Origin of the sequence: Providencia sp. PROV205 (assembly GCF_028479505.1) — a bacterium.
GTDB lineage: Bacteria > Pseudomonadota > Gammaproteobacteria > Enterobacterales > Enterobacteriaceae > Providencia > Providencia huaxiensis.
The window spans coordinates 131,182-144,688 of sequence record NZ_JAMPNU010000004.1 but is presented as its reverse complement, the minus strand read 5'-3'; the positions used below and the strand labels follow the sequence as shown (position 1 = coordinate 144,688).

Annotated in this window: 11 protein-coding genes; 4 read left to right on the top strand and 7 right to left on the bottom strand. The window is 42.0% G+C overall.

Going from position 1 to position 13,507, the window contains the following annotated elements:
* Window positions 1–5 precede the first annotated feature (5 nt).
* Genes PR800_RS04435 through PR800_RS04420 form a run of 4 tightly spaced genes read right to left on the bottom strand, consistent with a single transcriptional unit; the run spans window position 6 to window position 5,178 of the window.
* Window positions 6–809 carry an ABC transporter ATP-binding protein gene (locus PR800_RS04435; protein WP_272530290.1) on the bottom strand — a complete coding sequence of 268 codons (804 nt, stop codon included), beginning with the start codon at window positions 807–809 and terminating at the stop codon, window positions 6–8.
* Entirely contained in the window at window positions 809–2,623 is a 1,815-nt protein-coding gene (locus PR800_RS04430) for a dipeptide/oligopeptide/nickel ABC transporter permease/ATP-binding protein (protein ID WP_102138084.1), read from the bottom strand. The genes PR800_RS04435 and PR800_RS04430 overlap by 1 nt, the downstream gene beginning before the upstream one ends.
* A complete protein-coding gene (locus tag PR800_RS04425; RefSeq protein ID WP_102138085.1) occupies window positions 2,620–3,567 on the bottom strand; it encodes an ABC transporter permease in 948 nt (315 codons plus the stop codon). Before PR800_RS04425 ends, PR800_RS04430 begins: the two co-directional genes overlap by 4 nt.
* 51 nt (window positions 3,568–3,618) lie before the next feature.
* A complete protein-coding gene (locus PR800_RS04420; RefSeq protein ID WP_239979009.1) occupies window positions 3,619–5,178 on the bottom strand; it encodes an ABC transporter substrate-binding protein in 1,560 nt (519 codons plus the stop codon).
* A gap of 163 nt (window positions 5,179–5,341) precedes the next feature.
* On the opposite strand from PR800_RS04420, the gene PR800_RS04415 reads away from it, so the two are divergent.
* From PR800_RS04415 to PR800_RS04400, 4 genes are all read left to right on the top strand, one after another.
* Window positions 5,342–6,004, top strand: a complete 663-nt coding sequence (locus PR800_RS04415; RefSeq protein WP_102138087.1) for a DUF1028 domain-containing protein — start codon at window positions 5,342–5,344, stop codon at window positions 6,002–6,004.
* Window positions 6,005–6,922: 918 nt separating this feature from the next.
* The gene (locus PR800_RS04410) at window positions 6,923–8,341 is read left to right on the top strand and encodes an NAD(P)/FAD-dependent oxidoreductase (protein ID WP_102138088.1); all 1,419 of its coding nucleotides are present in this window, start codon (window positions 6,923–6,925) and stop codon (window positions 8,339–8,341) included.
* A gap of 123 nt (window positions 8,342–8,464) precedes the next feature.
* Window positions 8,465–8,968: a RidA family protein gene (locus PR800_RS04405; RefSeq protein WP_102138089.1), complete on the top strand. Its 504-nt coding sequence runs from the start codon at window positions 8,465–8,467 to the stop codon at window positions 8,966–8,968.
* A 216-nt stretch (window positions 8,969–9,184) separates the two neighbouring features.
* Window positions 9,185–10,651, top strand: a complete 1,467-nt coding sequence (locus tag PR800_RS04400; protein ID WP_102138090.1) for a hypothetical protein — start codon at window positions 9,185–9,187, stop codon at window positions 10,649–10,651.
* A gap of 163 nt (window positions 10,652–10,814) precedes the next feature.
* Here PR800_RS04400 and PR800_RS04395 read toward each other — a convergent pair whose 3' ends face one another.
* The 3 genes from PR800_RS04395 to PR800_RS04385 are packed head-to-tail and all read right to left on the bottom strand — an operon-like array spanning window position 10,815 to window position 13,507.
* On the bottom strand, window positions 10,815–11,573 hold the full coding sequence (locus tag PR800_RS04395) for an iron ABC transporter ATP-binding protein (RefSeq protein ID WP_102138091.1): 759 nt from the start codon (window positions 11,571–11,573) through the stop codon (window positions 10,815–10,817).
* 1 nt (window position 11,574) lies between these two features.
* Window positions 11,575–12,558, bottom strand: coding sequence for an iron chelate uptake ABC transporter family permease subunit (locus PR800_RS04390; RefSeq protein ID WP_195697808.1), 984 nt, complete (start codon window positions 12,556–12,558; stop codon window positions 11,575–11,577).
* Window positions 12,545–13,507: an ABC transporter permease gene (locus PR800_RS04385; protein ID WP_102138093.1), complete on the bottom strand. Its 963-nt coding sequence runs from the start codon at window positions 13,505–13,507 to the stop codon at window positions 12,545–12,547. Before PR800_RS04385 ends, PR800_RS04390 begins: the two co-directional genes overlap by 14 nt.

Here is a 13,507-nt window from a genome sequence, read left to right as displayed (position 1 = left end):
ATTTTCTAAACGACTGAATCAACACGAATACGTGGGGCACTAGCCAATAAATTTCGCGTATATTCATGCTCCGGCGCGGCAAATAAGCTGCGGGTATCTCGACATTCTAGCAAATCCCCCAAATAGAGTACGGCAACCCTATCTGCTATCGATTCCACTACCGCTAAATCGTGGCTAATAAATAAATACGACAACGAAAACTGTTGTTTAAGTTGTTCTAATAACAACAAGACTTGCGCTTGCACCGAAACATCCAACGCACTAACTGGCTCATCAAGGACTAATATCCGCGCATCTGCGGCTAAGGCTCTCGCAATCGCTAGTCGCTGTGCCTGTCCCCCCGAAAACTCATGGGGATAGCAAGCTAACGCGTCAATTGGCATATTGACGGCCTCAAGTAATTCCGCCAAGCGTTTCGCCCTTTGTGATGCATTCATGTGCTTTAAGTATTTCAAGGGAACCGTTAATGTTTCCCCAATCGTTTTACGTGGGTTCAAAGATGCGACAGGGTCTTGAAAAACATACTGAATAGCTTGCCCAAACGCACGAGCACCTTGCTGCAGCCACTTGGCTCGAGTCTGCCCTAATACGGTAATTTCCCCCGAGGTTTCACGCTCCAACCCAACTAAAATACGCGCTAAGGTGCTTTTTCCAGAACCACTCTCCCCTACAACAGCAAGTGTTTCGCCTTCATAGAGCGATAATGAAATGTTTTTTAGTGCATGAACTTGGCGCCCTCGGGGGTGAAATAGGCTCTTCGGCTGCCCGAAGGTTTTCACCAACTGATTAACCTCAATCACTTTTTTCATTAAGCCTCCTGCGTTGATGCTAAATCATTACCATTAGGCTGATGACCATAGAGTTGTTGAACCTGCTTTAAAAACCCACGCCCTTCCCCTAACTTCGGTACACTGGCGATCAGACGTTGTGTGTATGGATGCTGAGGCTGACGTAATACCGTTTGCGTATCCCCCGTTTCGACTATCTCACCTTGCTGCATCACCGCAACACGGTCGCAAATTTGATTAATAACCGCGAAGTCATGGGTAATAAATAAGAGCGCAACACCGCGTTCACGGCGTAGTTGGTTGAGTAACTCTAAAATACGCGCCTGGACCGTGACGTCTAATGCGGTGGTCGGCTCGTCGGCAATAATCAACACCGGGTCATTGGCCAACGCCATCGCGATCCCTACCCGCTGACGCTGCCCGCCCGAGAGCTCATGGGGATAGGCATCAAAACGTTCTTGCGCATCAGGGATCCCAACACTATCCAATAATTCGATAGCTTTATTTTTCGCCTCATAGAGTGACAAAGACTGGTGAGCAGTGATGGCTTCACGCAATTGCACACCAATGGTAAATTGCGGATGGAGTGTCGTCAGTGGGTCTTGGAAAATATAGGACACCTTCGCACCACGACGGCGCTGCATAACGGATAATGGCAATGACAACATTTCTTCATGTTCTACATAAATCCCCCCCGCGGTAATCAGCGCAGGAGGCGACGCTAGCAGCCCCATCACAGATAAAGCCGTAACACTCTTACCTGAGCCGCTCTCCCCAATTAACCCTAAGCACTCCCCCGCTCCAACGGTAAAACTGATCCCTTTTACAGTCGGACGTAATTGATTTCCTTGGCGAAAAGCGACAGACAACTCTTTGACTTCTAATACCGCTTGTTTATCCCCTGTTTTCGCAGGAATATTAACTCTATCAGTCTGTGTCATCGGTTGTGAGCGCTGTAAAGCCCCTGATTTTAACCGGGGATCAAGAATGTCACGCACGCCATCCCCTAACAGGTTAAAGCTAATCACAATAAGAAAGATCATAATACCGGGTACCAATGCCACATGAGGAGCGACAAACATTTGTGCGCGCCCTTGCCCTAACATTGAACCTAAATCTGCATTCGGTGGCTGAGTCCCTAGCCCTAAAAATGACAAGCCCGCCGTCTCTAAGATCATCCAACCGATGGTCGTTGACATGGTAACCACAATAATTGGCAAGACATTCGGTAACACTTCCGTTAATAGCACTTGTAGGTGGTTTTTACCTGACAACCTTGCTGCTTGAATAAAATCCCTATCACGCAAACCCACCGTTAACCCACGAATATTTCTCGCAAAAAAGGGAATATTGACCAATGCGATAGCATATAACGCATTGAGTAACCCTGGCCCAAGGACTGCAACAATCGCTAATGCCAATAGTATGTATGGAAATGCCATTAGCATATCAATACAACGCATCAATAATGTATCGGTGCGATGGCCTACATAGCCAGCCACCAAGCCAATCAGGGTGCCGAATATTGCCGCAATGAGCGTTGCTGAGATACCGACCAATAGGGATACTCGGGTTCCCCACAGCAATCGAGACAAAATATCTCGCCCTAAATGGTCTGTCCCTAATAAATGATCAGGAGAAAAAGCGGGAAGTAGCCGATTCACTAAATCAGTTTTATCTGGATCAGCAAGGGGGAGCCAAGGGGCTAAAAATGCCAAGAGCATAATGATAACTAAAATAAATAGCCCCAACGTTGCTAGACGGTTCGCCAATAATAACGAGCCGATCGATTGGCGATGACGATGCTGAATAACAGGGGTCACAGACTGGCTCATGATTTCAACCTCGGGTCTAACATGGCTTGCACAACATCCGCAAGCAAATTGATAAAGACATAGGACGCTGCCGCAATCAATACGCCCCCTTGGACTAAAAACAAGTCACGGGTTGCTACTGCCTTGACTAGCATGGCGCCTAGTCCCGGCCACTGAAAAACGGTTTCAATGTACACCGCACCACCAAAAACAAAACCCGCTTGGATACCAATGACTGGGATGACTGAAACCAGCGCCATACGAAATGCATGGCGGAAAATCACTCTGCGTTCGCTCAGCCCTTTAGCTCTGGCGGTACGAATGAAATCGAGCCTTAATACTTCTAACATTGCCGTACGTGTCAAACGCGCTATCACTCCTGTCGCAACCAATGAAAGCGTTACAGCAGGTAAAACAAGGTGATGTAATAAATCGCTCAGGCCACCGCCTTGCCAAATATCATACATTCCAGATGCCGGAAACCATTGTAATTGAACAGAAAAAAGCATAATCATCAGTAAGCCTATCCAAAAAGATGGCATTGATATACCCAATAAAACAGCGAGTGTAATAAACCGATCACTCCAACTGAACTGACGAATGGCAGAAAGGACCCCGGCCAGCAGCCCTAGAATTGAGCTGAGTAACAACGCACTTCCGCCCAAAATTAACGTGGCAGAAAATCGCTCTAAAACCTCATCAACAACTGGACGGTTAAGGACAAATGAGCGGCCAAAATCACCCGAAATTAAATTATTCATCCAAATAAAATATTGCTGATATAACGGCTTATCGAGCCCAAGCTCAACTTTGACTCTCGCCACATTTTCAGGAGTCGCCCAAGGGCCAAGCAACGCTTGAGCTGGGTCTCCAGGGATCATTGCCATGATAAAAAAGACAATTAACGTCAAACCAATCAGTATGGGTATGGTCGCTAAAACGCGTTTCAAACAGTATAACCACATAGTTTTTCCCCATAAAATCAAATGATTAATTGAATAATCAATTCACATTAATCAATCTTTACGAACGTCTTTAAGTAATAAATTAAAATTAGGCTGCAATTTGAAATGCTTAACATGCTCATTCGCGACCGCATTTTGCTTCCAATTCGCGACAAACAGCCAAGGTGCATCTTGATGAACAATTTTTTGTACTTGCCGATATAGCTGGGCGCGCTCCTCGAGGTTATTGGTGACTCGAGCTTTGTCTAATAACCTATCAAGCTGCTTGTTACTGTAATAACCGGAATTAAACCCGCCTTTATCTGGCCAAGAGGCGCTATGTAAGGTTAAAAAGGGTAAAGTATCTGGGTCATTCGTCATCCATGCCATTTCAGCCATGTGTGCTTGTTTGAGGCCTGCATTGACCTTGGATAGGTAGGTATTCCACTCAAAAGTTTGGATTTCGACAGATAACCCAACCGCTTTCAGGTCAGCTTGAATGGCGGTTGCCATGGGGATCGGGTCTAGCATCCCTGAGCCCCCTTCCGTGACATAAAAAATAACTTTTTGCCCTTGAGCCCCTGCTTCTGCTATCAATTGGCGTGCTTTTTCAGGGTCATAAGGATAAGCCTTGGTTTCTGCATCAAATGCCCAATCAAATGCCGATGGAATGGGCCCTTGTGCTACCCCCGCAGAGTCCTGAAGAATATATTTCACAATATTGTCTTTATTTACCGCATAGTTAACGGCTTGCCTCACACGCACATCATCAAACGGTGGTTGAGACGTATTGAGCATGGCATACCAAACATGAGGCCCTACCGCTTCATAAACATCAAAGCGGTCGTCATTAACAAATAGCGGGACATTATCAGCGGGTACCTCAACCATGGCATCAATCCCCCCTGATAACATTTCTGCGACCCGAGTATTAGCGTCAGTAATAGGCCGAAAAACCACATGCTCTAAACTGGGTTTTCCATCCCAATAGTTTTCATTCGCGGATACGACCACCCTTTGGTTTGCGGTCCACTCATCAAATTTAAAAGGCCCTGTTCCACTGGGATGGCGGCTAAAGTCTTTGTCGTATTGTTTTACTGCTGTAGGTGAAACAATCAGCCCTGCCGGTGTCGCTAAGTTCGATAAAAACGGGGCAAACGGCTCTTTTAAGGTAAAAACGACGGTTCTGTCATCCGGGGTCGTTATCTTGTCTATCGCGGAGAAAAAAAACGATAATGGGAATGGCCCTGTATGGTAGTACGGGTGCTGGTTATCCAGCATTCGTTCAAACGTGAATTTGACGGCATCCGCATTGAATGGGCTGCCATCGTGAAATTTTATATCTTCGCGTAAATGGAAAGTATAGGTGAGGCCATCGTCACTAATAGACCATGACTGGGCTAAAGCAGGCTCAAGCGTTAATGTGCCATCGGCATTGCGAACTAACCCTTCATACAAGTTAACCAAAATTCGGGAATCATTCGCTGCTGTCGCCACTTGTGGGTCTAATGACTGCGGCTCAGCAACTTGCCCTAATAACAAGACATTAGGATGATTCACCGCCAATGTCGGTAGCGAAATAAAGCATAAAAGCCAAAGACTGGCTATCCATCTACATAAACGCATCTTCATTCGCGCCTCCCCGAGTGCTGACATTGCTATATGATTGTGAAGTGTGATTTGTGTCAATTTTGTTAATAATTTTATCTTTTTCTTTATTTATGATGATAAATTATATTTCAAGCAAGAATTTATGATGATAAATTTGATCAAGGTCTAATTTATGAGGTGTAAAATGACATTTTCAATTGTGGCGCGCTGCCCAGTGACAGGAAAAATAGGCGCAGCAACGGCAACAGGTGGCCCTGCTGTTGGTGCATTAGTCTTACATGGTGAAAGCCAAACGGGTGCAATCGCCACTCAAGCAATGACAAACCCTATTGCAGGACTAACAGGTATTGAATATTTGCAACAAGGTCATAATGCGAATAAAAGCTTAGATTACCTAGTGACACAAGATATTGGCTGCGAACAACGGCAATTGATTATTCTTGATAACCACGGTGGTACAGCCGATTGGACGGGACAAGATTGCTTACCTTGGTGTGGAAGTTTATCGGAGCCCAACTTCGCCATTGCTGGAAATATGTTAGCTGGTGAGCAGGTTCTGGATGCCATACATCAAAGCTATTATAAAAACGCCCATCAAGATCTGGCTGATAGGCTACTGATTGCCATGCAAGCAGGTGCAGATGAAGGCGGTGACTACCGGGGGATCCGTTCAGCTGCATTAAAAATATGGAATAACCGACAATATGCAGATATCGATATTCGCTGTGACTGGTCTGAAGCACCGTTATCCGCGCTTGTCACCATTCTTCAACAAGTCCGATCCGAGGATTATGCTAATTTTTTCGCACAAATTCCTACAGGGAATGAATATATCACTAATAATTGAACCTATCATGGTGCATATCGACTAATAAAGTAAAATAACTGAATGATATGTACCTAAAATAAAAAATAGCCATCCGCTAAATGACAATTAACCACATGAATCACTCTGTATTTTTTCTTATTACAACCAATTTAGCTTTTTATTCAATTTCCAATTCATTACTTAATCTTAATTATCTATTCTTGTTATACATTCTCTTAACTTTTATCTCTGATAGCCATCAAAAAATAAATGGTTATTTTTACAACATTAAAGATAATAGAAAATACCTATCTCTTTGAGTCTGTCTAATTCTATCTCATAAATGATGACGTTAATTAACCTTAGTAAATGCTAGGTTATTTTCTTCTGCTTATGTATTACACATAAAAAATAGAATGAACAACATTATCAACATGTTAAAAACAACCCTTACTATTAATATCATGAATGATATTTAGACAGGCCAGCCAAGCAATATTAAATAAACTTAAATTTTGTAGGTCTTACCAGATGGATAATTAATAATCAAATGAACAAAAATAACTCAAAGAGGTCATTAAAATTCCATTTATATATTATATTTCTCATTTTATAACTTAAGGGATATTCAGAACTTTCATCTATGGTGAAATATTAATCTCCTTCTTTGATCCCCTCATCAATTATTAACCTTAAGTTAAATTATCATATTTACACCTGTACACTTTTAATGACATTAACATTAAAAAAATATTAATTCTTACATCTCTAAAATAAAGTAATCACCGACAAAGCCTTTACAGCACTGAGCACATCAATTTACGTCACATTTCATTTCAATGACCTTTGTTAACAAATGCTACCGGCACTTAACAATTACAAAATATATGATAAGATCATCATCTCAATTTGAAATTATTTACTATATAAAAAACAAGATTGTTATTGAGGTTATAGATGAAAATCTCGAGAAGAAAGCTATTATTAGGGGTTGGTGCTGCTGGAGTTCTAGCAGGGGGTGCTGCAGTTGTTCCTATGATCAATCGTGAAGGTCGTTTTGAATCGACTAAATCACGTGTACCTGCTGTTGCTGGTACTGAAGGCAAATTACCTGAGTCTGCAGATGCAGTCATCATCGGTGCTGGCCTTCAAGGGATCATGACTGCAATTAACCTTGCAGAAAAAGGTCTTAATGTTGTTATCTGTGAAAAAGGTGTTGTCGGCGGTGAGCAATCAGGCCGTGCATACAGCCAAATCATCAGCTACAAGACCTCCCCAGCGATTTTCCCTTTACACCACTACGGGAAAATTCAATGGCTTGGAATGAACGAAAAAATCGGTGCTGACACCAGCTACCGTGTTCAAGGCCGTGTTGAAGTGCCTTCTAGCGAAGAAGATTTAGAAATTTCAAGAGCGTGGATAAAATCTGCATCTGAAAACCCAGGTTTCGATACCCCATTACGTACCCGTATGATTGAAGGTACTGAACTGGCTAATCGTCTGGTTGATGCACAAACTCCATGGAAAATTGGTGGATTTGAAGAAGACTCAGGTAGCCTTGACCCAGAAGTTGTCACACCAACCATGGCAAACTACGCAAAATCAATCGGTATCCGCATCTACACCAATTGTGCAGTACGTGGTATCGAAACTGCAGGCGGTAAAATCTCTGATGTTGTCACAGAAAAAGGTGCAATCAAAACTTCTCGTGTTGTTCTGACGGGTGGTATTTGGTCGCGTCTGTTCATGGGTAACTTAGGTATTGACGTTCCAACACTGAACGTTTACCTGTCACAACAACGTATTACTGGCGTACCAGGTGCACCAAAAGGTAACGTACACTTACCTAATGGTATTCACTTCCGTGAACAAGCTGATGGCACCTACGCGGTTGCTCCACGTATCTTTACCAGCTCTATCGTTAAAGACAGCTTCCTGTTAGGACCAAGATTCCTGCACGTATTAGGTGGTGGAGAATTACCATTAGAGTTCTCTATTGGTAAAGACTTATTCAACTCCTTCATGATGGCAACATCTTGGAACTTAGATGAGAAGACACCATTCGAAGAGTTCCGTACAGCAACGAATACACCAAACAACGAACACTTAGATGGCGTTCTGGAAAGACTGAGAAAAGAATTCCCAGTATTTAAAGAGTCCAAAGTGGTTGAACGTTGGGGTGGTACCGTTGCGCCAACGGATGATGAAATTCCAATTATTTCAACAGTCGAGCAGTATCCAGGTTTAGTCATCAACACCGCAACAGGCTGGGGTATGACAGAAAGCCCTGCATCTGGTCGATTAACGGCTGAATTATTAATGGGCGAAAAACCATTTATCGACCCAACGCCGTACAAACTTTCTCGTTTTAACTAAAAAACGGGAAAAATAGCGATTTTTACTGTGGATCTATTAGTGAATAGTTTAAAGTTAAATGAAAGTTTAATTTTTGATAAAATTAATAGATCCTATTTACTTTGATAATGTTAAGGAGTTTACATGCGCTATAAAACTTTATTGCTTTCTCTGCCTTTGATTTTAGGTGTAGCAAGTGCGAATGCAGCTGATGATGTTAAACGCGTTCCAGTGAAAGGATTCCCTATCTCTGAATCAGTAGAAATCGGTGCGGGCAACAGCCTTATTTTCCTGAGCGGAAAAGTACCTTCTAAAATCTCTGCAGACGCTAAAGAAGGCGTTTTAGAGTCTTATGGTAATACCGAAGCACAAACTATCAACGTGTTAAAACAAATCCAAGCTAACCTTGAAGGTATGGGTTTGACCATGAACGACGTTGTTAAAATGCAAGTATTCTTAGTTGGTGGTGAAGAAACTCAAGGTACTATGGACTTTGCTGGCTTTATGGCTGGTTACAACAAGTTCTATGAGTCTGAGAAAGTAACTAATCTGCCAGCTCGTTCTACCTTCCAAGTCGCTAAACTGGCTAATCCAGCTTGGAGAGTAGAAATCGAAGTGACAGCGGTACGCCCAGCTGCAAAAAAATAAGTTATTCGATAACGAATAACTAAACGATAATGGGGCATAGCAATGTGCCTCGTTATATTAATTACCTTTCTTCTATTGCCATATCTTTCAACATCCTCTCACAGATTGTTACTCTCGTTTCCTGTATGCTATTGCTTAAAGTTCTTCAATAAATAAACGTGCTATGCTGCGATTATCAATCGTAAACGTTAGTAATGGCATAAGACAAGGTAATGTATGATTAAAGAGTCTCTCAAGATCCATGGAAAAAAGCAGTTTGAAATCAAACAAAAAGTGTTGTTTCCACGTAAGTCTAAAGAGATCCGTTACCAAGTAGATACTTTTTTCTTTTTACCTTCATCATTACAGATTAACCCTGACCTCTATGCAGCATCAAACCTCCAGCGCAGCCTAAAGAACTATATTCGGCTACGCCCACCTACAGTAAAATTATCATCACTTACTGACGAAAACGGGGCATTGAATGAGCTAAAGCAGTGGCTACAGCAATATAACCCACAAAACTTACCTTCATTGGACGAATATGAAAATAGGCTAAAACGTTATGCTTTAACGTTCAAAAGAACGATCCGCTTGAACATTAAAATGGTAAGCCAAACTCCCCAACGGCAGACTCCCGAATATTTGACTGAGTTCATGGCAAATATCGCCAAATGTTTCTGTGCTTATCGGGAATTAGCCATTCCGTCAGCCAAAATTGAAGAAGCTATCCATTCCAATGCTTTTTCTTATTGTGACGAATTTATGACGTATTACACCATGAATTATTTGCGTGATTTATTAGCAGATAAACAAATACCGTTACGCGAAGAAATACGTCATTTTTGGTACCAAGAGATGCGTTATTTGAAAAAGCAGTATCCTGATTGTTTTCCCAGTGATGAAACGGATGCTGAATTAGTCACATACCGCCGCAATTTATTGAAAAAATATATTAATCGTTATCTCTATTTAGAAATTCGTCATAAACGGGGGCTTCCTCTTCTACTACACTCTATCTATGGTATTGCAGCTGCAATTTCAATGATTTTCGCGACTGTTATCGCCTTTTTCTGGCAAGGAAAATATGGTGCTTTAAGTGCCAACTTATTTTTAGCGATGATCATCGGCTATATCTTCAAAGATAGGCTAAAAGAAGTTGGCCGGGAGCAATTGTATCGGCTATTCCAAAAATGGATCCCTGACCGCCAATTGCGTATTTATCGGGAAGGTATTAAAGCACCTGTTGGTATCTGTAAGGAGTCCTTTCGTTTTATCAATGAAGCGATGCTTTCACCCGATATCCGTGAAATGCGGCAAAAATCCCATTGGGTTAATTTGGTCAATGTTCAACGTATGGAAGACATACTGTATTACCGAAAGGATGTGCTACTGCATAATCGCCAATCCGTCTTCGAAAAGAACCAATCTTCTATCGCCGATATTACTCGGTTCAATATTTCTGATTTTTTGAAACACATTGATATTAGTTATGAAGAGTTAACCGTCAATGATGATGAGCCCGCGATTATGGGAGAAAAGGTTTACCATATTTACCTTTGCCGTCGCATCACGATAAATAAAAAAACCTACAATGAGCTGGCGCGTTTAGTGGTAAATGCCGATGGGATAAAACGCTTAGAAATGTTGCAATCACTGGACTTGCTGACAACCGATGAAGACATTGAAATTTCACCGCAGTGAAGATTACCCCTTTTTATAAAAAATATTCTAACATTTAATTTTCTAAATCATTCGAACTGTAGCAAGGCGGCAAGAGAAGCTAATCCCTAGGAGCATACAAAAGTATGTGACTAGGGTTAGCGAGCGTAGCCAACACCGCTACAGCTCGAAGGATGACGAAAATTTAGTAGTAGAGAGCAATATACTGGTCATCCACCCTCTTAATATCAACCGGGGTATCAAAAATATCCTCAATAATTTCAGATTTCATGATCTCCTCAGGCTTACCGTGATAAGACAAACGGCCGTTTCTCAGTGCAACAATGTAGTCAGAATAAACTGACGCAAAGTTAATATCATGGATAACTAAAATAATCGTTTTTCCCAACTCGTCTGCGGCTTTACGCAGCAGTTTCATCATAATCACGGCATGCTTCATATCAAGATTATTCAATGGCTCATCGAGTAAAACATATTCTGTATCTTGGCATAAAACCATTGCCACATAGGCCCGTTGACGTTGACCACCCGATAATTCATCTAAATAACGGTGACGTAAATCTGATAAGTTTAGAAAAGAGAGTGACTCATCAATTTTCTTTTTATCATCAATGGTTAAACGACCTTTGGTATACGGGTAGCGCCCAAAACCGACCAACTCTTCAACCGTTAGTCGACTCGCAAATTGGTTCTCTTGGCGCAAAACAGATAAACATTTTGCGAGTTTATCACTCGGAGTTGTTGATACATCAAGTTCATTCACTTTGACATAACCACCGTCATCGGGCTGTAACAAACGCCCGATAATCGACAACAGTGTTGATTTACCTGCACCATTAGGCCCGATGATTGAGGTAATACCGCTATTTTTAATTGTTGTTGTTACGTTATCTAAGACTTTAGTATCCTGATAACTTTTCGATATCTGACTAATTTCAATCATACTAAAACCTTCTTAACACCATATAAATAAAGAATATTCCACCGACAAACTCGATAACAACCGATAATGTCCCCGCCATATTTAGGCCATATTCAAGGATCAATTGACCACCAACCAGTGCAATGACACCAAGTAGAAAGGAAACGGGTAGCAAATAGCGGTGTTGGCTACTGCCAGCCACTAAGTAAGCTAAGTTCGCGACCATCAAGCCTAAGAATGTTAAAGGGCCAACCAGTGCCGTCGAAACAGCAACCAAGATTGAAATAAGCAACAAGATAACCGTGACTTGCTGGCGATAATTAATCCCTAAGTTCACCGCATTGGCTTGCCCTAACGCGATAACATCGAAACAATAGCGCATACGCCACAATAAAATGCCCACGACCGCAGTGATAAGCAGCGTGAATAGAATGAGCTCAGGTGTCCCTTTGGTAAAGGTGGCAAACATCCGGCTTTGTAAAATGGAAAACTCATTGGGATCCATTAAGCGCTGTAGCAATGTCGCTACACTGCGAAATAATGTGCCAAGAATAATACCCACCATCAATACTAGGTTGATATTCATTTTAACTGACACAAATAACCAGCGATAAAGCAGTACAGAGAACAGCACGAGTAGAGTGGACTCTAATAAAAACTTACCAATATTCAATAGCCAAGAGGATGGAAAGCTATCGGTATAGAAGACAAAAATGGTTTGTAATAATATAAATAATGCTTCCAATCCCATGATAGATGGAGTCAATATCTTATTATTAGCAATAGTTTGAAAGAGAACTGTTGAAACCCCTGAGGCAAAAGCCACCACGATCATGGTGAGAACAATATAGCCTCGGTGCGGCAAAATGTAGGCAAGATTACTGCCCAAATTGACCGTCATATAAAGAACAATGGATAACAATGACAATGCCAGTAGTATCCATATTCTTTGCAACGGCGTTACCCCTTTCCTAGGCAACGCTATTGATGAGTTAACTTTTTGCATAACGTTGTTGCTTCAACAATAAATATAAAAAAATCACCGCGCCAACAACACCTAAAATCACACTTGCAGGGATTTCAAATGGATAGCGAATTAAGCGCCCAATAATGTCACAGAGTAAAACTAAGCCACCACCAGCAAGACAAATCCATGGAATGGTTTTACGTATGTTATCGCCCATCACTAAGCTCACCAGATTTGGAATAATTAAGCCTAGGAAAGGTAATGCCCCGACCACCACGACCACCACACCACTGATTAAGGCGATAATCGATAAACCGATAGTCATCACTTTGCGATAATTTAGGCCAACATTAATTGAAAACTCACGTCCCATACCGGCAACCGTAAAGCTATCTGCAATCCAGCAAGCAATTAACGTTAATATTCCTACTAACCACAAGAGTTCATATCGACCTTGAATGATGCTAGAAAAGTCACCACTCATCCATGCACCAAGAGATTGCAATAAGTCGAAATAATAAGCAGTAAAGATGGTTAATGCGCTAATCACTGCACCTAACATAATCCCTACCAGAGGGACGATTAGTGCAGATTTTAAAATTACGCGGCGCAATAGCATCATAAACAGCATGGTGCCAAGGAGTGCAAAACCGCTGGCGACCACCATCTTGGTCATAATACTCGCTGCTGGGAAAAGTACCATGACAACCAATAAACCTAAGCTGGCTGACTGGGTTGTTCCTGCAAGAGAAGGCTCCACAAAACGGTTTTGCGTTAATAATTGCATGATTAGACCTGCAACGCTCATCGCGCTACCGGCTAAAATCAAGGATATGGTTCGGGGAATTCGGCTAATAAAAAAGATGTCTTGCATCTCTGGGTCGGTGAAAAGCGAAACGGGTGACACGTCACCCGCTCCAATAAACAAGCTTAATACCGCTAAAACCAATAACGCGATAATTCCACAAAAAAGATAAAGCGTTTTCAT